This window comes from Paenibacillus sp. EC2-1, assembly GCF_049311625.1.
GTDB lineage: Bacteria > Bacillota > Bacilli > Paenibacillales > Paenibacillaceae > Paenibacillus_AQ.
Genome location: NZ_CP186006.1, coordinates 4,929,025 through 4,952,320, shown reverse-complemented (window position 1 = coordinate 4,952,320; position 23,296 = coordinate 4,929,025). Strand labels below are relative to the sequence as shown.

The window sequence follows — 23,296 nt, the reverse complement described above, 5'->3', positions numbered from 1 at the left end:
GTGCGCATCAGGGTGTTCCTCTGTGCACCCTTAAGGGAGTTGTTCTGAAGAAACAGGTAAATACGGTTGCTAGATGTTACATGAGTAGACCTTTTCAATGTTTCTTCATTGATGAACGCACAAAAAGGTAACGTCTGTGCCTATGCTCTAAAAGGAAAGTTGTCTAGGATGGATGCGGGGTGGAGAAGCGAAGCGGCCGCCTTTAAAGTCGTATTCCCCATTCAAGTGATCAATCAGAGGAATATGACTTTAACAGCGGGTGGAACCTCGCATCCATCCTCTTCAGTGCTCAGGCTAAGAACGTTTCAATCGGTTTAAGATTCAAAGCATCAACTAACATATCCCTTGGGAGCGTTTTTCATAACTTGAAGGGTATAATGAACATATATGTAGGGAAAAGAAAGGAAGAGGTATCATGATCGATCCAAGTGTGAAGCAGGACCTGCGCGAAATTAGCAAGAAACTAACCAATCTTAGGGGGTCTCTTTGACTTAGATCTTAAGCAGGAACTGATTGCGAATTTTGAAGAGAAAATGTCTGCTCCTGATTTTTGGGATGACAATGAGAAGGCTCAGAGTTTGATCGCAGAGATGAATGCTGTGAAATCAGGCGTTGACCAATATGAGAAGCTGCAACAGGATTTTGACGATGCCGTTGTTATGATCGAGCTCGCTGATGAAGAGGGAGATGAATCCCTGACAGGTGAGATTGGAGAGTCCATCAAGGAAATCGGCAGTCGTGTTGAAGCCTTTGAGCTGCAGCAGCTGTTGAATCAACCTTACGATAAGCTGAATGCCATTCTGGAGCTCCACCCAGGTGCGGGTGGAACGGAATCACAAGACTGGGGACAGATGCTTCTTCGGATGTACACCCGATGGGCCGAAAAGCGCGGCTTCAAAGTTGAGACGCTTGACTATCTCCCTGGGGATGAAGCGGGTATTAAGAGTGTGACACTACTGATTAAAGGATACAATGCCTACGGATATCTAAAAGCAGAGAAAGGCGTACACCGTCTCGTTCGTATTTCGCCTTTTGATTCTTCTGGCCGTCGTCATACGTCCTTCGTATCCTGTGATGTTGTACCGGAAATTACTGATGATATAGACGTTGAAATCCGTACAGAGGATTTGAAGATTGATACCTATCGTGCCAGCGGCGCGGGTGGGCAACATATTAATACAACGGATTCTGCGGTACGGATTACACACTTACCAACGGGCGTTGTTGTGACTTGTCAGAATGAGCGCTCCCAGATCAAGAACCGTGAGCAAGCGATGACGATGCTTCGTTCCAAGCTCTATGAGCGCAAGATTGAAGAACAACAGAAGCAGTTAGATGAAATTCGTGGTGAGCAATCGGATATTGCTTGGGGCAGTCAGATCCGCTCTTATGTATTCCACCCGTACAGCATGGTTAAAGATCACCGGACTCAGGTGGAGACTGGTAATGTCGGTGCTGTCATGGACGGGGAGTTAGACGGTTTTATTGATGGGTACCTGCGTAGTCAGATCCAGACCAAGCAAGATGCTTAAGTAAGAGGAGAATGTAACTAGCATGAGCCAAACAGCGCGCAACAGACGAAGAGAACCCCTCATCCCGATGAACGGACCCGTACGTAAACTGGTCGATACCCTGTTTATCATTGTGGGCTCGTTTATTATGGCAATATCGTTTAACATGTTTTTTGTTCCCAACCAGATTGCGCCCGGAGGTGTATCCGGCTTATCTGTTATAGTCGAAGCATGGCTTGGTATTGAGCCCGCCTATACACAGTGGATGCTGAATATTCCCTTGTTCGTTCTTGGCTTCTGGCTTCTAGGAAGGGATTATGGCATAAGATCGCTGCTTGGCAGCATCATACTGCCACTGTTCGTGTATTTAACGAGCGATTGGATGGTTCCTACAACGAATATGCTCTTAGCCTCTATTTATGGAGGGATTGGAGTCGGCATCGGGATGGGAATCGTATATCGAGGGCGTGGTTCAACAGGTGGACTTACGATACTTGCCCAGATTGTTCAAAAATATAGTGGATTGAGCTTCTCCTTCAGTGTTGTGCTGCTGGATGCACTCGTCATTACATCAGCTGCGCTGGTGCTGACATTGGAACAGGCGCTGTATGCCCTGATCGGTTTATACGTAACGGGTAAGGTGATCGATACCATTGAGCTTGGCTTTAATTTCACGAAGGTAGCTTATATTATCTCCGATCATACAGAGCCAATTACGAAGGCGATTTTGCAGGATTTAGATCGTGGCCTGACGAAGCTGGATGGTAAAGGCGGTTATACCGGGGAGGATCGTACGGTACTTATGGTCGTTGTAGGCCAGAGTGAGATTCAACGGCTTAAGACCGTAGTGCAGTCTGTCGATCCGAATGCTTTTGTTATTATCAGCAATGCGCACGAGGTGCTCGGCGAGGGCTTCCAAAAGATTTAAACGCCTGTAATAGTCGCAAGATTCATTAACTAAATATGCATGGAATGGCATAAGCCCCTTAGGGCGAAGTGTCCAATCTAGTAAAACCTATCAAGAGCCATATTCTTCTGAGAATATGGCTCTTTTATTTTTGCCAGTAATCGATATAATGGTAACTAATCTATGGGGGTGCAAATATGGAAATTGAAGAAATATATGGTGACCTTCCTCGGTTAGAAATAGAGCGGCTTGTTCTGAGGAAGATAACGATGAATGATGCAGAGGATATGTTTGCTTATGCATCAAACGATGAAGTATCAAGGTTCGTACCTTGGGAGACGCATCGTACGATTGAGGACAGTATAGACTTTATTAACTTTGTTCAGCAGAAATACGAGGATAAGACGGTAGCGCCTTGGGGAATCGAGTACAAGGAGAGTGGCCGGATGATTGGAACAGTGGATTTTGTAATATGGAAGCCGGAGCATCAGGTGGCTGAGCTTGGATATGTTTTGGGCAAGGACTACTGGGGTAGAGGGATCATGACCGAAGCTGCAGGCGAGCTAGTACGATTTGGATTTTCAGAGATGGATCTTGTACGCATTCAAGCAAGATGTGTAACTGAGAATATGGGTTCCTCCAGCGTGATGGAGAAGCTCGGTATGACGTATGAGGGCACGCAGCGTAAAGTGGTGAAATTTAAGGGCGTGCACAAGGACCTTAGAGGCTATTCTATTTTGAAAGAGGAATACGAGGAGCAGGTAAAGGGACAAGTCTAGCATATGACGAGTCTATTTTTATATGAAATGAAAGATATCTGTTGTATTAATATGAATACAGACGTATAATAATACATATTTATGAGACGGGAAAGTAAAAAGATACCAGGATGCAAGTGGGAGAGAGAGGGATGGCATGATGACAGAACAGAAGAAGTTAAGAATTGCGATTGTGGGTTCAACCGGCTATGGAGGGGTAGAGCTAATCCGTTTGCTGGAGCATCATCCTCAAGTGGAGATTACGTCGGTTATCTCCTCTTCTAGCTCAGGTGTACCGATCTCGAACGGATTTCCACATTTGACGAACATTGTGCAGCTGAACTTGGACGGCGTTGTACCAGCTGAAATTGCAGAACGAGCGGATGTCGTATTCACGGCAACACCATCAGGCATAAGTAGTAAGCTAGTGCCACAACTTCTCGCAGTTGGATTAAAGGTTATTGATCTATCTGGTGATTTCCGAATAAAAGATGGAAGCGTGTATGAGGAGTGGTATAAGCACGAAGCACCGGATGCCGATGTACTTGCTCAGGCGGTATACGGTTTATGCGAAGTATTTGGGGAAGAAGTGGCGGACGTGAATTTCATTTCTAACCCAGGCTGTTATCCGACGGCTACACTGCTTGGTCTAATCCCTGCAATTAGCGCAGGTTGGATTGATCCGGCCAGTATAATTATCGATGCTAAATCTGGTGTGTCCGGAGCGGGACGTGGTGCGAGTCTCGGATTCCATTACCCGGAGATTAACGAGAACTTCAAAGCCTATAAGGTGAATAAGCATCAGCACATTCCTGAAATTGAGCAAGTATTAAGCGAAGTTACTGGTGAGAAAGTGACGGTCACGTTTACGACCCACCTCGCTCCGATGACAAGAGGAATTATGAGTACGATGTACGCATCCCTTCTGGGCGCATATACTGAGGAGGATTTTGTAGAGCTGTATCGTCAGTATTATAAAGACCGTCGTTTTGTGCGTGTTCGTGATCAAGGGATTTGGCCAGCAACGAAAGAAGTAAGCGGCTCGAACTATTGCGATATTGGTTTTGCGGTCGATTCTCGGACGGGAAGAGTCACCTTTGTATCGGTAATTGATAACGTGGTGAAGGGCGCTGCAGGACAGGCGATCCAAAACCTGAACTTGATGATGGGATGGGAGGAAAGTCTCGGACTTACGTTTACACCTGTGTATCCGTAAGAATGGGGAAGCCATATGGAAAATTTATATACCATCGTAAGCGGGGGGACGATTGTTTCGCCGCAAGGATTTAAGGCAGGAGGTCTGCACTGCGGACTGAAGAAGACGGATCGCCATGATCTCGGTGTCATTGTATGTGATGTGCCTGCGGTTGCCGCAGCTGTATACACAACGAATGTATTCCAAGCTGCACCTTTGAAAGTGACTCGTGAGAGCCTTCATAACGGTACGCTTCGAGCGGTTGTCGTAAATAGTGGAAATGCCAATGCATGTACGGGCAAGCAAGGAGAAGCAGATGCATACACCATGCGTGCAGAGACAGCGGCACAGTTTGATATTGCGGATGAAGATGTAGCTGTAGCTTCCACGGGTGTTATTGGTGAATTACTTAAGATGGACCGTGTACAATCCGGTATCGCCGTCCTACCATCACGGATTAGTGGCGAGAGTGCAGGGGCGGAGGCGTTTAGCCAGGCTATTTTGACGACAGACCTTGTTAAAAAAGAAGCCTGCGTCACGGTGAAAGTGGATGGCCGAGATATTACGATTGCAGGTACCGCTAAAGGCTCGGGGATGATTCATCCGAATATGGCGACCATGCTTGGGTTTATGACAACAGATGCGGTCATCGGTCAGGAAGCTCTGCAGGTGCTGCTGCGCGGAACAACCGATCTGACTTTCAATATGATTACTGTTGATGGAGATACAAGTACGAATGATATGCTGATCGCGATGTCGAGTGGCCTTGCTGGTAATGACGTGTTGACGCCATCGCATCCAGACTGGAAGGCGTTTGCTGCAGGTTTTGAATATGTATGCCGCATGCTTGCCATTGCAATTGCTAGAGATGGCGAGGGAGCTGCACATTTAATAGAGGTACGCGTACAAGGTGCAGAGTGCAATGACGATGCACAGGCCATTGCGAAGACAATTATTGGTTCAAGTCTAGTAAAATCTGCGGTATTCGGTGCTGACGCGAACTGGGGCCGGATCATTGCCGCTGTGGGTCGTGCGGGACGTCCCGTTAATCCAGAGACTGTGGATATCGCGATTGGTCCAATTCAGGTGTTGGAGCAGTCTAGCCCGGTCGTTTTTGACGAGGAAGCGGCGCTTGCTTATCTACAAGGAGATACCGTGCAGATCGACGTGAATCTTCATATCGGTAGTGGCAATGCGACGGCATGGGGCTGTGATCTGACGTATGATTACGTTCGAATTAACGCTGCTTACCGGACATAAAATGTGCGGGTGAGTGTTTTGATATAGGAGGGGAACGGACTTGAATAGTATCGCTGATAATCTTACGAAACAGCCGCAAGGCGAGGTAGCTGTGAATAACTTTGTGATGAAATGCGGAGGAAGTACGCTTGCTGCATTGCCTGAAGCTTTTTTTGAGGATTTGATGAATCTTCAGGAGCAGGGTGTCACTCCCATCATCGTGCACGGCGGAGGCCCTGCAATTTCCGGTAATCTGGAGAAGCTTGGGATTGAGACAGAGTTCGTGAACGGACTGCGCAAGACGACAGAAGAGGTGCTTGACGTGGTAGAGATGGTGCTGGCAGGCAGCATCAATAAGCAGATCGTGCGCCGCATTCAGAGCGTTGGCGGGAAAGCACTTGGATTGTCTGGATCAGATGGTGGACTCATTCAGGCTAAACCCGTGGCGAACAGTGCTGAGGTTGGCTACGTTGGTGACGTGACATCGGTGGAGTCATCCATTATTACAGGTGTGTTAGAAATGGGGTATATGCCCATTATCGCACCGATCGGTGTAGATGCTTCAGGACAGCGATATAACATCAATGCCGATACCGCCGCAGGCGCGGTTGCTTCCCATCTCGGGGTGAGCCAGATGATCGTGGTGACAGATGTTCCCGGGATCATGAAGGGTGCTGGCACTGATAAAAAAGTTCTTCCGACCATCACCGTGCAGGAAATCGAAGACATGATTGCGACAGGTGAAATCTACGGCGGCATGATTCCAAAGGTTAGAGCAGCGATCAGCTGCATTCACGGAAAAGTCCGTGAAGTTGTGATTGTTGACGGTAGCGAGACTGGTGTGTTGAGCCGTGTGCTATCGGGAGAGAAGATCGGAACGCGTATCGTACGCATGTAGTTAGCTTTATGGCTTTCATATACAGCGATTAGGGTAGTACCCGGCCGGAGCCATCCGGCCATAATACGTTAAGGGACAGGAGTGTGGCAGGAATGGGCAAAAGTAATGAGGTACAGCTCTCTGGAGGAACGAACTCGAAGGAAGTAGCAGAAAGCTCGTTGTTTCCGACTTATGCTAGATACCCAATCAGCTTGGTTAAAGGGGAAGGCAGCTGGCTCTGGGACGACAATGGCAACAAATACCTAGACTTTATGTGTGGGCTTGCGGTGACGAATCTCGGGCATGCACCTGTAAAAGTAAAAGAAAAGCTGAAAGCACAGCTTGATGAGCTGTGGCATGTATCTAACCTGTTTCACATTCCCGGTCAGGAAAAAGCAGCATCCCTGTTAACGGCGAACACCTGCGCGGACGCGGTCTTTTTCTGCAATAGTGGCGCTGAGGCGAATGAAGCTGCAATCAAGCTTGCACGTCGTTATCACCAAAAGGTAATAGGTACGGGCCGCTATGAAATCATTACGTTCAATCAATCTTTCCACGGACGGACCTTGGCAACACTGACGGCAACGGGCCAGGATAAAGTAAAGGAAGGCTTCCTTCCGCTTCCTGCCGGATTCACAACCCTACCACTGCATGATCTTCCAGCACTTGAAGCGGCGATCAGCGACAATACTGCTGCGATTATGATTGAAATGGTGCAGGCAGAAGGCGGGGTATACCTCGTTGAACCGGAATTCATGAAGGCTGTAGACGAGCTTTGCCGTAAGCATGGCATACTGCTCATCATTGATGAAGTGCAGACTGGAATGGGCCGTACAGGTAAGCTGTTCGCGCATGAGCATTACGGTATTGAGCCGGATATTTTCACCGTGGCAAAAGGGCTTGGATCTGGTTTCCCGGTTGGCGCAATGCTTGGCAAAGGGTATTTGCGTGAAGCATTCACTGCTGGAAGCCACGGCTCAACCTTTGGCGGAACACCAATTTCGATGGCAGTCGTGACGGCGACAATTGAAAGTATTTTGGAGGAGCAAGCACCGCAGCGTGCTGCAGATATGGGGCAGTATTTAACGGAGCGTCTGAACGCGGAGCTTGGGGACCATCCTTTTGTAAAGGCCATTCGTGGGCTTGGGCTATTGATCGGCATCGAGTGTGCTGAACCGGTTGGTGATATTGTTCTGGCAGGGCAGAAGAATGGACTTCTGTTCGTAACTGCAGGGCCGAATGTCATTCGACTTCTTCCGAATCTTCTTGTGACGAAGGAAGAGATTGATCAAGCAGTGAGCATACTAGCCAAGCTTATTCATGAGCATACCGCAGTGAACCAAATGTAAATCCAGGACAATCGAATCAATTTCATAACTTATTAAAACAGTGTAATTGAAACTATATATAGACAAACAAAACCGTTTTGATCTATATATACCCTTGATGAAAGCCGCTAAAGGTATATGAAATTGATCCAATCATGATACAATAAAAATATCAAGAAATTGGTAAGGAGGATGCAGCATATGACCCCGAGCGGACAAGTGCAGGAGATGACGTTTAAAGGGCGCGATATGATCGAATTAGACGATTATACGACAGAAGAGATTCAGTATCTGCTCGATTCAGCTATTGAGATCAAGCGGAAGCAGAAGAACGGTGAGGTCTATCAACCGCTGAAAGGCAAGACGATCGGACTCATTTTTGAGAAATCATCCACACGGACGAGATTATCTTTTGAAGCGGGCATGTTCCAGTTAGGTGGGCACGCGCTCTTCTTGAGTAAGAATGATATTCAGCTTGGACGCGGAGAGCCGATCAGTGATATGGCGCAGGTCATGTCTCGCTATCTGGATGGCATTATGATCCGTACCTTCGGTCACGATAATGTGATTAACCTTGCTCGTTATGCATCGATTCCTGTCATTAATGGACTTAGTGACATGGCACATCCGTGTCAGGTGCTTGCTGACCTTCAGACGATTCTTGAGCATAAGGGTAAGCTAAAAGGCCTCAAGATGGCTTTTGTCGGTGATGGCAATAACATGGCGAACTCCCTGCTCATTGGTGGGGCCAAGATGGGAATGCATGTTGCAATAGCGAGCCCAGATGGCTATGAACCGGATGAGCGAATCGTTCAATTGAGCCGGGAGATTGCGCGTGAGACCGGAGCGGAGATTACCGTTACGCAGGACCCGGAAGAAGCCGTTAAAGACGCGGATGTCATCTATACCGATGTATGGGCGAGCATGGGCTTTGAAGAAGAGCAGAAGCAGCGGGAAATCGCTTTTGCGAACTATCAAGTCGATGAGAAGCTGGAACATGCAGCGAAACCGGATTACCTGTTCCTGCATTGCTTACCAGCCCACCGTGGTGAAGAAGTAAGTGAAGGCGTCATTGATGGCGCGAACTCGGTTATTTTTGATCAGGCTGAGAACCGTCTGCATGCTCAAAAGGCATTGATGGTTGCTCTGATGGGTTAATAGATTGCGAGAATTCTCAAGCAAGCGATAAAGAGAGGAAGAATGAAACCATGGCTAAACAAAAAATTGTACTGGCATATTCCGGCGGACTCGACACGTCGATTATTCTAAAATGGCTCAAAGAAACTTACGACGCGGAGATTATTGCGTTCACCGCTGATATCGGACAGAAGGAAGAACTCGATGGCTTGGAGGAAAAAGCTCTAGCGACGGGCGCTTCCAAAGTATACATTGATGACCTACGTGCAGAATTTGCTGAGGATTTCATTTACCCAATGTTCCAAGCTGGTGCAATGTACGAAGGACAATACCTGCTTGGTACGAGTATTGCTCGTCCGCTGATCGCGAAGCGTATGGTTGATATTGCTCGTGCTGAAGGCGCAACTGCAATTGCTCATGGCGCAACAGGTAAAGGGAATGACCAGGTTCGTTTTGAGCTTGGCGTAGCAGGACTTGCTCCTGATATTGAAGTGATTGCTCCTTGGCGTATGGAAGAGTTCCGTAATGCATTCCCAGGTCGTGCAGAGATGATTGCTTATGCAGAAGCACATGGCATTCCGGTGACTGCATCTGCTGCGAAGTCTTACTCCATGGACCGTAACCTGTTACATATCAGCTATGAGAGTGGCGTGCTCGAAGATCCTTGGTTCGATGCAAGTGCTCCTGAGAGCAAGGACATGTACCTGCTTAGCGTATCTCCTGAGGATGCTCCGAATGAAGCTGAGTACCTGGAGCTAGAGTTTGAACAAGGGAACTGTGTGGCACTGAACGGTGAAAAGCTAAGCCCTCTTCAAGCAATGGAGAAGCTGAATGAACTTGGCGGCAAGCATGGTATTGGCCGTGTGGACATGGTTGAGAACCGTTTTGTTGGCATGAAGAGCCGTGGCGTATATGAGACTCCAGGTGGAACAATCCTGTTCGCTGCTCATCGCAAAATGGAATCCATCACGATGGACCGCGAAGTGATGAACCTGCGTGACAGCCTGATTACTCGTTATAGCACACTTGTGTATAACGGCTTCTGGTTCGCGCCTGAGCGCTTGGCACTTCAAGCACTGGTAACAGAAAGTCAGAAGAACGTGACAGGAACAGTTCGCGTGAAGCTGTACAAAGGTAACGTGATTGGTGCTGGGGTGAAGAGTCCTGTCAGCCTGTACAATCCGGATATCGCTACTATGGAAGCTGATCCTACACAGGCGTATGATCAAGGCGATGCAACTGGATTTATCCGTTTGAACGCACTGCGTTTGAAAGTGGCTACTGGCGTTAATCAAAATCAGTAATCACCGGCAATTTAACTATACTTAAACAGGCGAAGGCCGTTTCATGTCGAGTGTTACCTTAGAAGCTGATCCTTAAATGGACAGGGCTTTCAGGTGGCCCTGATGAGAGACGGCCCTCTGCCTTACACGAGAGGGGCAAGAGTTGTGAGCAAGTTATGGGGAGGCCGCTTTACGAAGCAGACAAACGCCTTAGTAGAACAATACACCGCATCCATCGGCTTTGATAAACAATTAGCTGAGGAGGATATTCAAGGGAGTCTCGCGCATGTGACCATGCTGGGCAAGTGCGGTATTGTGCCACAAGAGGATGTAGAGATGATCAAAACGGGTCTCAACAAAGTCCTTGAGCGGATTCGCAAAGGTGAGATTGAGTTCTCTGTTTCTGATGAGGATATTCATATGAATATCGAGAAGAATCTGATCGAAGAAGTAGGACCTGTGGGTGGCAAGCTGCATACAGGACGTAGCCGGAATGACCAAGTAGCAACCGATATGCATTTATATCTGCGTAATCGTGTTGTTGAATTAACCGGTATGCTGTATGAGTTACAATCGGCACTGATCGGACAAGCTAAAGACAATTTGGATACAATCATTCCAGGTTATACGCATTTGCAGCGTGCACAACCTATTCTGTTCGCGCATCATCTGATGGCATACGTGTCCATGTTCCAGCGTGATATTGGACGACTGATCGATAGCTATAAGCGGATTAACATCTTGCCACTCGGTGCAGGCGCACTTGCAGGAACAACGTTCCCGATTGATCGTCATTTTGTAGCTGAGCAGCTCGGATTTGATGGTGTGTATGAGAACAGTTTGGATGCGGTAAGCGATCGCGACTTCATCTTGGAGTTCTTGTCGGATGCGTCCATGATTATGATGCACCTCTCGCGTCTAAGCGAAGAGCTGGTACTCTGGAGTAGCACCGAGTTCAATTTCATCGAACTTGACGATGCATTCTGCACAGGCAGCAGTATCATGCCGCAGAAGAAGAACCCGGATGTACCTGAGCTTGTCCGTGGTAAAACAGGACGTGTGTACGGCAATCTGATGGGCTTACTAACTGTACTGAAATCCTTGCCGCTCGCTTATAACAAGGATATGCAGGAAGACAAGGAAGGCATGTTTGATACGGTTGCGACACTTGAGGGTGCCCTGCAACTATTCGCCCCAATGATCGCAACGATGAAAGTGAATAAAGGCCGGATGCGTGAAGCAGTGAATACAGACTTCTCCAATGCAACAGACATTGCTGATTTCCTCGTTGGGAAGGGACTTCCTTTCCGTCAGGCACATGAAGTCATTGGTAAGACGGTACTTTACTGTATCCAAAACAATAAATTCTTACTGGATCTAACGCTCGAAGAGTTCCAGCAGTTCTCACCGTTGTTTGATGACAGCATCTATCAAGTGCTTCAGCCAGAGACGGTAGTTAACGCTCGTAACGTATATGGCGGCACAGCTTCACCACAGGTGAAAGCGGCGATCGACCGTGCGGAGCAGGCGCTGGCCGTATCCGCTGAATGGATTGGGGCGCACTCCGCAGGAGTAGCTGAATAAAAGAACAAGATGAAAAAGACTGCCATGGAAGCTAATGATTAAGCTTCCTGATGGCAGTCTTTTTTTATGGTAGTAAGTTGAAAAACCTTATATGTCGCGAATCGGAAGCCACTTCAGCACGTCTTGAATTCGCTCATCCCAGTACTCCCAAGTATGTGCTCCTGGCCCTTCCACATAGGTGAGATCCAGTGATGTTTCCTTACAAGCCTTTAGGAATGTGAGGTTATCCTCATACAGGAAATCCTCTGTACCGCAGCATTGGAATAACTTCGGTTTGGGTCCTTCAGACTGATCTAGCTTCTTTAAAAGGGTTAAGAGGTCATTATCTGTTCCTTGGATGGGTTGATCACCAAAGATAAGCTGCGCTTCATGGTTAAATCCTTCATTACTGAATCTTTCTACTACATCTAGTGCGCCGGAAAGACTTGCAGCTGCTGCGAACATCTCAGGTTTCCGCAGAGCTAACTTGAAGGCCCCATATCCGCCCATTGAAAGACCAGCCACGAAATTGTCTTCACGCTTGTCCGATAACGGAAAGAAAGAGCGGGCAAGAGTAGGCAACTCTTCGCTAACAAAGGTCCAGTACTTCCCACCGTATTCCATGTCTGTGTAAAAGCTGCGATGGACTTGTGGCATAACAACGGCTATGCCCAAGGAAGCCACATAGCGTTCAATTGAAGTTCGGCGCAGCCAGATGGAATCATCATCAGATAATCCATGCAGTAGATAAAGTGTTGGATGGCGATGACTGCCGGAGCGGCTTTCCATGCCAATTTGAGAGGTTGTATTTTGCGGAAGAATGACGTTCATGCTTGTGCTGAGTCCTAACGCCTCCGAGTAAAAACGGCATTGCATAAGTGCCATATGAATAATCTCCTTTCGTCTATGAAAGCCATTTCATTTCAGATGATAGCATAAAAGATAATGGATATACATTATAAATCCCCACATATTGGTTGATGACCAGAGCTTCACGGAATATAATGGAAATAGGAATAATCTATCATTTGTTCGCAAATGCGAAAATAGAGAGAATATGAGGCGAAACGGGCATGAAGACAGATTTTCGAAAAGAAAATGGGTTCACCTTGTTAGAAGTGCTGGCTGCTATCGTCATTTTGTCGATTATCTCCCTGGTACTAACGTCTTATTTTACGAATGCTTTGTCCTACTCTAAATCGAACCAGAATAAGACTGTGATGGTGAATCTCGCACGGAATGCTTTGTTTTATATGGAGAAGCAGGATTTTGAAACCATGAAGCAACTATTCAGATCAGATATCCAGCAACCTGGTTTAGTAGGCAATCTCTGCACGAACACTTCCGAATGTCAGTATAAAGATAAGTTCCTTAGTCCAGGAATCCTCCCAGATATTCTGAATCCCTTAGTCAATAATGTTCAGTACGAGCTCGAAATCTCTTATCAGGCTGAACTGCATACGGAAATGCTAGAAGGCGATCCAGCAGATAGTAGCTCGGTCCCCGAGCATCAAAAAATCCAGATGGCACAGTATCTACTACCCGTGAAAGTTGTGGTGAAAGGGCCGGGTGGGCCTAGAGGGCAAGCCTATGAGACGGTTGTGGAGGGATATATTACAGATGAAAAAATACGCTAGCCGTTTCAGCCTCAGGTCAGATTCCGGATTTACGCTGATTGAGCTCATCGCTGCCCTGACGATATTTTCTTTGGTTGTAGGTTTGATCTCAGCTGTAACCATGTTCGGATTTAGGAATTACCATAAAATCAAGATAGAGAACGCTCTTCGAGATGAAGCTGACATTGTTATGTCCTCGATTATGACAGAGCTTTATACATTTGGACCAGATTACATAGAGAATATAGAAAGTACGGATAACAGTGGGGGCGGGATCGTACTGATCAAAGAGGAAGGTGGGGGTACAACAAGACGCTCTATCGAAATTGTGAATGGTAGCCTCGTTATCGGTGAATTAGGGGCGCCGCCCCTCTCGAATGATCCACGCACCGCAGTCGATTTTGATCTCAGCGGAAGTAAGATACAGTCTAAGACGGTGGATGGAAGATCGTGCAAGGGCGCAAATTTTTGTGATAGTGGATTGATCCATATCTCGTTGCAGCTGCAGCAGCCGGAAGATGAACGTGATCATGAACTAAAGCTTGAGAGCAAATTTGGATTTTAGGAGGCTAGGGGTCATGCCTGATAAGAAGGATTCAGCACGAATATCCGAAGAACGAGGTTCAGCGCTGGTACTGGTCATGTTCATTGCTCTCTTATTTACGATATTAGGTGTTACCGTACTTAGTGCAGCCGTAGGGGGAGCGCAGCGGACAGAGACCCGGAAGAATGATGTGCAGAGCTTACATCTTGCGGAGAAGACTTTGGAAGAAACGGTTGCTTACATCACAGCGGAATTGGAATCAAAAGTAAAGCTGAGCAACAATTCGAATAAGGATGATCTAGACTATCTAATTAATAATTACTTGAGTAATTTGAAGAATAATAATGTGATACTGCCAACAAGTACAGAGCTGACGGATGCAGAGGGTCAGATTATGGACATCGATTACGAGCGCATCGAGGAGTACGGACAGCCTGTGAGTTATAAACTGACTCTGTTAGCCCAAGCAGACGTGAACGGGGTTCAGCGGGAGCTGATTCAGGAAGTTGTGTTTGATACGTTCCCGGATTTTTTGAAATACACACTGGGGTCAGAAGCGAACTTAACCATTAACGGTTCACCTGAAGTGACAGGGAATATATATGCGGGTGTAAAATTGTACGTTAGCGACGAAGCACAGTATGATTTTCATTCAAACTCTCTTACGATGAAGTCTACACCATTTGAATTAAAGCCTAGTGAAGGACTGAAGGATAGCGGAGAGGCACATATCCAATCTTTAAAAGATGTCATGTACACACAGAATGATAAGAGTGGGTCGATGAGTGCAGCGGATATGCTGGAAGAGGGGATCATTTGGCCTGGAATTCTTCCAATGGACAAGCTGAAGATTAAGAATCATCGAAAATTCGTTCAAATGAATGTGGAAGAATCCTTCTTAGATAAAGTGATGGAGGCCATCGGGAACAGGGCAGGAGTAGACCGGGGGTATGTTCGAAGTAAGATAAGCGAAGTGGGTCTTGCTGAGTTTCTAGGGGACTACCTTCTAAAATACGATGTGTCCATACCGGGCACATTGCCTGTTCGGCCACTTGTACCTGAGGATTCATTAGAGCCTGAGGACATTATGCTATGGACGGATTATCGAAATGCCATTGAACGCTTCACAAGACCAGCGGATTCCCAAGTGATCAAGGGAGATCTGGTATTCGATGGGGTAGAGCTAGCGGGTATTCAGTATAAGGATGGAGTTAGTAAGAGCGGAAAATGGTATGTTGTTGATGGGAATATGAAGATAGATAACTACAGTGATCATGCGATGTTTATTCATGCGAATCTGCTCGTGAGTGGTAATCTTGAGATCCGAGGGAATGTGCAACTGGATTCCACCGTGTTTGTGCTAGGCTCTACCTTAGTAGAGGATGCCTCAATTGGGGGCAGTGGAGCGGTTGTGATATCAAAAGGTCCTATTCTCGTAAACCGGTTTGATGCTTTTAAAGAGACGACTCAGACCTTAAACGCCTTCTTCTATACCGATGCGACGGCAGAACTGTACGGTGTTGGGTCTATCTTTTCACTGAATGGCGGATTTTTCGCTAAAGGAGACTTAACGGTGAATGCGGTAAGAGGAGAAGCTAAGGACGGAGGAGATGTTATTCAGGTCAATAACACAGGGTTAATTCGATTTCGTGCCAACTATAATAATCAGGTCTACATAGAGCAAGGAGCAGGCCTTCCTCGTGTGAATAACATTAGTGTCCGGGTTGGGAACGTTAGACTGAAATAGTTGATGCCGTTACGCGTAACAGATTGGGTTGAGATGAACAATTCTAACGATGAAAGAAGGTACGATGAATGACTGAGGAGTATCTTTTTCTAATCTTAAAAAGTTATGGCATGGAGCAACCTGTGATTACGTTTATTAGACATAATGAGAATAGAACCTACAAGGTTGATGACGAAGCTAATGGCAACGCCTTTTTAATGCGAATTCATCAACCGTTTAAACCAAGTATGGCAGGGCAACAGCATACGTATGATGGCTTATTGAGTGAACTAGAAATGCTAGAAGCATTGGCGTTGGAAGGTCAGATCGGGCTTCGTGTTCAAATGCCTATTCGGAATCAAGATGGTGACTTGGTGACGGTTATAGAATATGAAGGCCAGAGCCTAAACTGCTCATTGCTTACGTGGTTAGAAGGAAGGGATCTTAAGAAAGAAGATCTCGTGGATGCTGAGTTTGTTACTAAGGTAGGAGCTGACATCGCAGAGTTGCATTCATTCTTTCGAGGATATCGAGCTACTGGGTTGGACAAGAGGCCTAGCCAGGGTATCGAATATAACAATAAGCTAGTGATAACCATTAAGCGTGGTTATGAGTTGGGACTATTCACGGCATCGGACGTTCAAGTTATAGAGGATAGTATTCGGTTAATTAACGCACGCCTCGAAGAGCAAGGGGATACTACAGATTATTGGGGACTTATTCATGGGGATTTGAGTTTAGGGAATATCCTCGTAACGCCTGATGGGAAGATGAGTTTTATCGACTTTGGTTTTTTTGGACCTGGGTATTATTTGCTGGATGTTGCTATGGGAGCCATGATGGTTCCTACCGAACATAGAGGAACATTTCTGGGGGGTTACTACGGACAATCGCATATACCTCAGCATGATATGGTCCTTATAGAAGGCTTCATGTTAATTGCTATTATTGGTTATTATGCTTTTCAGATGGAGAATGAGGCGGTACATCCGTGGATGCGTGAACGAATGCCTGTATTATGTGAGAAATACGGTCTCCCTTTCCTTTCAGGTGAGCGTATATTTTATAGCGTCTAGAAGGTTTACATAAAAAGTACAGCCCAACCGTTAGACTTCATCGGTTGGGCTGCTTGTTGTTAATACTTATCTGTACTACTCGTTCCTAGGACTTTCACGGTGCCTTTCGCTGTGATCTTCACATTCTTAGCATTAATGTAGGTTACAGTAATTTGAGCGATGCCTTTTTTCTTTCCTGTAATGATTCCATTCTGGTCGATCGTGACAATCGATTCATCGGAGCTCGTCCAGTCCAATTTACCCCTCAGTTCGGATTTCATGAAATCACTCGGAAGGGCAGTCAGCTTATCATCGAATAAATTGGCTGTGTCATGAATTTTAACGGTTACCCCCTCTAATCTAAGGCCAGTAAGAACAGGCACAACCTTAATATCCTTGGTCGCTGTTAAGTTATCGGAAGGCCAGTTGGTAGTTACCTGTACTCTGATCGCATCATGCTGTTTCAATCCAGTAACGGTTGCAGTTAAGCCATCTATTGCTGGCATGATCTTCGCGTAGGTGGCGCTATCTCCTACAAGAGACCACTGATAACCTGTATTCTCAACACCAGCAGGATTGGTGAGCACCTTGAGTGTGATGTTTTCTCCAACGAGAACCTTTTGAGGACCGTCGATAAAAATCTCATCCAATCGCTGAGAGATCGTGATGGTATGTTCCCGCGACATAGCCCCTTTCGGGAATTTATTCGTTAAGACAGTGGCAATGAGGGTGACACGACCTTTTTGCAAAGCGGTCACTTTCACCTTACTTGGATCGGCTTCAACCTGAACGATTCTTACCATGTCGGATACATCATGTCCATCCATGGGCTTAACACTCCAGCGATAGCCAGTGACTTGCTCATCAACAGTTACGTATGAGGCCGAGAGGTCGAGTTCATCGCGTACTTTTGCAGTGTTCGGACCTGTGATGGTTAAGTTTCGATTGATCACCTTGATCTGAACGATGGTGGATACATTACTGCCATCCGTCGCGAATACTCTGATCTCTGTAGTACCTTCCTTTAGACCATGAATCGTGCCTTCATTAGTAACGGATACAATGCTTGAATCCAAAGACTCCCAACCCAGCATCTTATTATCTGCATCCTCAGGGAGTACGACCGGGGATAACTGCTGCTCTGTATCTACCAAAATGGTTCTTCCACTAAGTTGAATTTCCGTGACTTTCACAACAGCTTTAAAGACTAGATCCGGGAACATCGCTGGTATGCGAGGCCGCGGTTGTGGAGATTCGGGTTCTGGTGGATTGATTCCGATATCTCCTTCGAATGGCTTGAGAAAGATTTTGTAGCCTCCGCCTGACATCGAATCAACGATAACCGAACCAATGATGTTACCTTGTAGTCTATATGCAGCTTTCGGAGCAAGAACCGTCCCAAGCACCTCAATACCTACATTAGATACCGTAGAAGCCTGATGGAAATTATAGAGCACATGGGCTGCATCGACGCCTTTGAGTGATAATCCCCTACCCATCTCTACATGAGCTCCATCGATGTTTACGATAACCGTAGAAGCTGCAGGAGCCTCAATAGTAAATGTATTCACTAGCTTTAACTTTTCTCCCGTTACATGAAATACATTAAGTTTAGGATCATCACCGATAAGTGTGAGGATTCCTCCATTTTCAGTAATCTTTGTCTCTCCGGTAGCAGGGAGCTGTGCAATAGCCTCTGATGTATGCAGCATATTTCTTCGAATGGCGGTAAAATCAATTGGACTGTCTTTTATCACTAAGTGCTTGAGATAATCAAGAGTGGTGGCCGTTCCGCCATAGGCAGCTTTTCCCCATTCATTTTTATCCGTACCGAATGATCCATTACCGACGTTAATATCGTTACCTGCAATGACGGTATATTTGTTAGCGTAGCTGCGATCAAGTCCCGTACCGACACCAAAACCAGATATAGTTACATTACCTCCGCCGGCCATGACCCCTTCATTCGTGAAGTTGCTAATATTGATATTGTTCAGCACAAACATGGAAAAATCTTTAGGAAGTCCAAGTGATGTATTCGATGCGGTTCCCTCAGGGGCCTCAGGGACTTGCCCATCCCCAGCGCCTTGCTCATCTCCAACCTCAGGCAGCACATGTATATCCTCATAATCAATCTTGGAGTTATCAAGTAGATAGACTCCTTTGGCTTTAGGTGTGCCCTTCACCTGAAAAGTGATAAGCTGGCGTTCCTCAGGAACGTATGACTTAATGCCGTTTACTTCCGTCAACTTATAGGTAATATCGCCCAAACTCTTGTGCAGCACATAGCCTGTATCAAGCGTTCCAGTCTTAATCGTTCCTTCCGGCATTTCTAAGATTTCAAAATTCGCAGGAAACGTCTCCATAAACTGAATATCCGAAATGACCAGCTTGTCCTTGCCTTGTGCGCTAACATCAACATCCAGATAAGGGACAGGTTTGGGCGTTACTGTATAGCTAATAGCGACTTCCTCATCACGCTTCACTTCATTTTGAATGACGTTGTCCGAAAGCGAACGACTCGTTTCCAGATTCACTGTTACCTTCTTGATGGTGACATGGATCGTTTTGGTTGACATCGCACCTTGCTTGTCCCATGCCGAAATTTCGATTTCAAGGTTGCCACCTTCGGGAAGGGGGTTCTTGAAGGCTTGCGTTACCGTCTGGCCCGAGAGGATCGCTTTCTCATGGATGGTCATATCACTGAGGTAGATATTATCTTTCTTGAACTTGACACTTGTAAGCAGATTCCGGTCTTTCCAGTCCCAATCATCCACCGTGTAGCTGACAACGAGTTCTTCCTGATACGAAGGCTTTACACTGTTGTTCTCTGGGGTCAAAACCGTAATTTCGGGAGCATGATTAGCTCCAGTGAAGGCACGGTACATCGTATTAACGAATAATCTTTGTTCCCAGTCAGGGAATGAAGCCGAATTGTTTCCGGTAAAAATATGCCCTGTTCCCGAATACGTTACATTTCCTTTGGAGTAAGTGTAATAGTGGTTCCAGCTATCGTTGATATCACGATTATTGCCCCGAATGTTATACCAAGGAATAACCTCTTCATCCTCCAAGTTCAGTGTGAAATATTGGTTGTGTGTCGTTGCGACCTGATTGATCGGTTTGGTGGCATCGTTCGTTATCGATAAGTTAAAAGGGTACTGTGTGAGTAACCCATCGTTTACAGGAGCCACGAGTTTGGATGTGTTGGGTGCATTTAAACCCAGATTGGTCTCCGGTCTGATCTGGCCCGTAATACTCTGGAACTTGCTCATCCATTCGGCGGTGCTCGCATAAATGGTGTCATGGGTGAACATGACACTTTGTTTTGTCTTCTCGATGAATTCGACAACCGCATCGGCTGCCTGAGCGCTGATCGGTGTTTTTGTGTTATAGATATCGGCAAAACCAAAAATGATCATATCGTAGATGCCATTTAATCCATAGGTTTGATTTGAACTGTAGTTAGTAGCAATATACCTGTTAAAGTCTTGAATGGATTTGGTTTCAATCTTTAGCTCGTAATCATCATTTTTCAAAAAACTCGGGTCCATATTAGCCCTATTGAGCAGACTGCTGCTTCGATTACCTTCATTGTTAGGCAGTACTTGAAGTATGCTGACGACAGTCTTTTTGCCTCGGAATCGAATCGATCCACTGTCATAATCCTTCCATTGATTCGGGTTTAGTTGATCCACGATTTCTAACTTCCAATATAGGACGCCCGAATAGGTCTTCGGCAGTTTATATTTAATTTCTCCGGTAGGTCCTTGATCCAGTGTGGTAGAGGCAACGATCTGATCCTTGGTCATGGCGATTGATTTATCAACACTCATATATAGGTTGGCTGTAACCGGTCGCTTCTTAAAATCGGCCACATTAGATACACGAATCTTATAGGTGAGCTCATCACCGATCTGATAGATATGGTTTGGACTCGTCGTGTACTCTATGATCTCGGCTCTATTCGTAATTTCAAGGCGAGGGCGCTGCTTCATACCAGGGAGGTATGGGGAACTTCCCTTGTTGATATCTTGAACAAGCTTCTTCACATCATTCGTATTAACAAATATGACATTTGATTTCGTAGAGGTACGATATTCATTGAAAGCATTGTATAGGTTCCCTTGCTCGCTAGGCTCCCGATTCGTAAAAGGATCTGTATGCAAAAACACATAAAGCCCTTTGTTAATAAAATGATCGATAATCGCTTTTGCTTTCAATCTCGTAATGTCGTTCATTACCGTAGATGTATTATGATCTTTCCCCGCTACACCGCTCTTGTTGTATATCCCCGATCCTATGTATATAGCATCATACTTTCCATCCAGGTCTGTGCGAAGAGAAACGAATCTCTTCATACTCATCGTATCAATCTGAATTGGATTCCCTCCAGAAGTTAACCCAGCTAGGTCTGTTGACCCGTTATCTGTTACTTCCAGAATTCGAATGGTATAACTCGTGTTGTCTGCTTCGGCCTTAGTTAGAAAGTCCCTGATTGGTAATAAGAGCAGTAAAATCAATATGAATCCGGAAACAAGAAGTAAACTCCACTTGTAGTGTCTTTTCATCGTTGTTATTCGCTCCTTTCTACTAAAAACCCTAAAATAAAAACATATTATCTGATTATTTGACAAGCTCAATAGAGAGAGTAGTTGTAAAAATTTCCAAGGTGTGTTATATATCATTCTAGGTCAAACCTCTCATCTAAGCAATACGAAAGTATGAAATTATCCCTACTTAATAAGACTATGTAACTATACAAAATCATTATTCTATTATATGGATAGCAAAAATTACAATACATCGAAATGTAACCTATTATTCTGGTGATTGGAATCGTATCTGATTTATGAGACTACACGATATGGAGTGAATATTATGGCCATCGTGAAGAAAAGATTGGGAGACTTGCTCGTAGAGAACGGGATTATCTCGCAGGAACAGTTGCAAGAGGCGTTAGCAGAGCAGCGTAAGACAAAGAGAAGACTTGGAGATCTGTTAATCTCGCAAGGGTACATAACGGAGCAGCAACTGATTGAAGTACTGGAATTTCAACTAGGTATTCCGCATGTAAGCTTATTTAAATACAATATTGACCCTGCAATAACAGGAATCATACCGGAGAGTATGGCGAAACGTCATCAAGTGCTTCCTTTTATGAAAGAGGGCGGCAAACTGATGGTTGCCATGGCGGACCCCCTCGACTATTTTGCGATTGAAGATTTGCGAATGACGACGGGATTCCGAATTGAACCGGCTATTTCAACTCGGGAAGAGCTTCAGCGTGCCATAGCGAGACATTACGGTATGCGAGATTCGATGAGTCAGATGATGGTGGAACTTCCTTCACAAGAGGAATTCGAGGAGACGGAGATTACGGATGAGGCTTCACCGATCGTTCGTCTGGTAAATCAGATGATCCAGCAGGCAGTTCAGCTTCGGGCATCCGACATTCATATAGATCCGGGGGAGAACAATCTTTTGATTCGCTACCGAATCGACGGCTCTCTGAAGACGGAACGATTGATTCCGAAGCAGATGCAAGGTTTTATAACCGCAAGGCTCAAGATTATGGCTAGGTTGAATATAGCAGAACGCAGACTCCCGCAGGATGGCCGGATCAAGATGCAGTTTGATTACAAAATGATCGATATTCGTGTCTCTACCTTACCAACCATGCATGGTGAGAAGATTGTGCTTCGGCTTCTAGATATGACTACAGGCGTAAAGTCACTAGATAACCTTGGCTTTAATGAGAGAAACATTGAAGCATTTCGAGAAATGATCGAGCGTCCCTATGGGATTTTGCTCATTACGGGTCCAACGGGAAGTGGTAAGACAACCACCCTCTATTCGGCACTGAATCATTTAAATAAGGAAAATGTAAACATCATTACGGTCGAAGATCCAGTGGAGTATCAACTTGAGGGCATTAACCAGGTTCATGTAAACCCAGCAGTAGGGCTTACGTTTGCTGCCGGACTGCGCTCAATCTTACGTCAAGATCCCAATATTGTCATGGTTGGTGAGATCCGTGATACCGAAACGGCAGAGATCGCTGTTCGAGCCTCGCTGACAGGGCATCTAGTGTTATCTACTCTCCACACGAACGATGCGATTAGCACCATCTCTCGGTTACGGGATATGGGAATTGAGCCGTATTTGATCGCTTCTTCACTCCTTGGTGTTGTTGCTCAGCGACTTGTTCGCAAGATCTGTACAGAGTGCCGAGAAGCGTATACACCATCAGAGCAGGAAATGATTTTACTGCGTAATTATGGGCTTCATACGGATAGGTTGTACAGGGGGAAAGGCTGTGGACACTGCAACAGTACAGGCTTCCGCGGTAGGATCGCGATTCATGAAGTCATGGTCATTGATGATCAACTGAGAGCGATGATTACGAGTTCGGCATCTGTTGAGGAGTTGAGACGTACCGCTCAGGATTGTGGAATGATCCAGTTGATGGAGGATGGGATTGTGAAGGTAAGCGAAGGTATTACAACGGTGCATGAAGTCATGCGAGAGTCTGTTGCACATTAATCCGAGGGGAG

Annotated in this window: 18 protein-coding genes; 16 read left to right on the top strand and 2 right to left on the bottom strand. The window is 45.9% G+C overall.

All coding sequences use genetic code 11. The features are described 5' to 3' along the window. The first annotated feature begins 108 nt into the window (after window positions 1-108). From ACK8P5_RS23315 to argH, 11 genes are all read left to right on the top strand, one after another. Complete coding sequence (locus ACK8P5_RS23315) at window positions 109-318, top strand: hypothetical protein (protein ID WP_422658559.1); 210 nt, start codon at window positions 109-111, stop codon at window positions 316-318. A gap of 97 nt (window positions 319-415) precedes the next feature. After that, window positions 416-1,532, top strand: a protein-coding gene (gene prfB / locus ACK8P5_RS23310) for a peptide chain release factor 2 (protein ID WP_422658558.1) whose coding sequence is annotated in 2 segments (ribosomal slippage) — window positions 416-487 and window positions 489-1,532 — 1,116 coding nt in all. Because the reading frame shifts where the segments join, the coding sequence is not laid out codon by codon here. A gap of 22 nt (window positions 1,533-1,554) precedes the next feature. After that, window positions 1,555-2,439 carry a YitT family protein gene (locus ACK8P5_RS23305; protein WP_422658557.1) on the top strand — a complete coding sequence of 295 codons (885 nt, stop codon included), beginning with the start codon at window positions 1,555-1,557 and terminating at the stop codon, window positions 2,437-2,439. A 176-nt stretch (window positions 2,440-2,615) separates the two neighbouring features. Then, window positions 2,616-3,197 carry a GNAT family N-acetyltransferase gene (locus ACK8P5_RS23300; RefSeq protein ID WP_422658556.1) on the top strand — a complete coding sequence of 194 codons (582 nt, stop codon included), beginning with the start codon at window positions 2,616-2,618 and terminating at the stop codon, window positions 3,195-3,197. Between the two features lie 139 nt (window positions 3,198-3,336). Beyond that, window positions 3,337-4,392, top strand: coding sequence for an N-acetyl-gamma-glutamyl-phosphate reductase (gene argC / locus ACK8P5_RS23295; protein WP_422661560.1), 1,056 nt, complete (start codon window positions 3,337-3,339; stop codon window positions 4,390-4,392). Between the two features lie 15 nt (window positions 4,393-4,407). Next, window positions 4,408-5,631 (top strand): bifunctional glutamate N-acetyltransferase/amino-acid acetyltransferase ArgJ, encoded by a 1,224-nt coding sequence (gene argJ, locus ACK8P5_RS23290; RefSeq protein WP_422658555.1) that lies wholly within the window; start codon window positions 4,408-4,410, stop codon window positions 5,629-5,631. Window positions 5,632-5,737: 106 nt separating this feature from the next. Next, on the top strand, window positions 5,738-6,508 hold the full coding sequence (gene argB / locus ACK8P5_RS23285; protein ID WP_422661559.1) for an acetylglutamate kinase: 771 nt from the start codon (window positions 5,738-5,740) through the stop codon (window positions 6,506-6,508). A 92-nt stretch (window positions 6,509-6,600) separates the two neighbouring features. After that, window positions 6,601-7,836, top strand: a complete 1,236-nt coding sequence (locus ACK8P5_RS23280; protein WP_422658554.1) for an acetylornithine transaminase — start codon at window positions 6,601-6,603, stop codon at window positions 7,834-7,836. A gap of 180 nt (window positions 7,837-8,016) precedes the next feature. Then, window positions 8,017-8,973: an ornithine carbamoyltransferase gene (argF, locus tag ACK8P5_RS23275; protein WP_422658553.1), complete on the top strand. Its 957-nt coding sequence runs from the start codon at window positions 8,017-8,019 to the stop codon at window positions 8,971-8,973. Between the two features lie 50 nt (window positions 8,974-9,023). Continuing rightward, window positions 9,024-10,256, top strand: a complete 1,233-nt coding sequence (locus ACK8P5_RS23270; RefSeq protein ID WP_422658552.1) for an argininosuccinate synthase — start codon at window positions 9,024-9,026, stop codon at window positions 10,254-10,256. A gap of 144 nt (window positions 10,257-10,400) precedes the next feature. After that, complete coding sequence (gene argH, locus ACK8P5_RS23265) at window positions 10,401-11,819, top strand: argininosuccinate lyase (RefSeq protein WP_422658551.1); 1,419 nt, start codon at window positions 10,401-10,403, stop codon at window positions 11,817-11,819. An 87-nt stretch (window positions 11,820-11,906) separates the two neighbouring features. Here argH and ACK8P5_RS23260 read toward each other — a convergent pair whose 3' ends face one another. Continuing rightward, window positions 11,907-12,683 carry an alpha/beta hydrolase gene (locus tag ACK8P5_RS23260; RefSeq protein WP_422658550.1) on the bottom strand — a complete coding sequence of 259 codons (777 nt, stop codon included), beginning with the start codon at window positions 12,681-12,683 and terminating at the stop codon, window positions 11,907-11,909. Between the two features lie 188 nt (window positions 12,684-12,871). Between ACK8P5_RS23260 and ACK8P5_RS23255 the strand changes: the two genes are divergently transcribed. From ACK8P5_RS23255 to ACK8P5_RS23240, 4 genes are all read left to right on the top strand, one after another. After that, window positions 12,872-13,435, top strand: a complete 564-nt coding sequence (locus tag ACK8P5_RS23255; RefSeq protein WP_422658549.1) for a type IV pilus modification PilV family protein — start codon at window positions 12,872-12,874, stop codon at window positions 13,433-13,435. Further along, window positions 13,419-13,979 (top strand): PulJ/GspJ family protein, encoded by a 561-nt coding sequence (locus ACK8P5_RS23250; protein ID WP_422658548.1) that lies wholly within the window; start codon window positions 13,419-13,421, stop codon window positions 13,977-13,979. Before ACK8P5_RS23255 ends, ACK8P5_RS23250 begins: the two co-directional genes overlap by 17 nt. A 13-nt stretch (window positions 13,980-13,992) precedes the next feature. Further along, window positions 13,993-15,705, top strand: coding sequence for a hypothetical protein (locus ACK8P5_RS23245; protein ID WP_422658547.1), 1,713 nt, complete (start codon window positions 13,993-13,995; stop codon window positions 15,703-15,705). Window positions 15,706-15,815: 110 nt separating this feature from the next. Next, window positions 15,816-16,760 (top strand): phosphotransferase enzyme family protein, encoded by a 945-nt coding sequence (locus ACK8P5_RS23240; protein WP_422658546.1) that lies wholly within the window; start codon window positions 15,816-15,818, stop codon window positions 16,758-16,760. Between the two features lie 59 nt (window positions 16,761-16,819). Here the strand turns inward: ACK8P5_RS23240 and ACK8P5_RS23235 are convergent, their stop codons facing one another. Continuing rightward, the gene (locus tag ACK8P5_RS23235) at window positions 16,820-21,310 is read right to left on the bottom strand and encodes a DUF5057 domain-containing protein (RefSeq protein ID WP_422658545.1); all 4,491 of its coding nucleotides are present in this window, start codon (window positions 21,308-21,310) and stop codon (window positions 16,820-16,822) included. Window positions 21,311-21,620: 310 nt separating this feature from the next. Between ACK8P5_RS23235 and gspE the strand changes: the two genes are divergently transcribed. Continuing rightward, on the top strand, window positions 21,621-23,285 hold the full coding sequence (gene gspE, locus ACK8P5_RS23230; RefSeq protein WP_422658544.1) for a type II secretion system ATPase GspE: 1,665 nt from the start codon (window positions 21,621-21,623) through the stop codon (window positions 23,283-23,285). Window positions 23,286-23,296 lie beyond the last annotated feature (11 nt).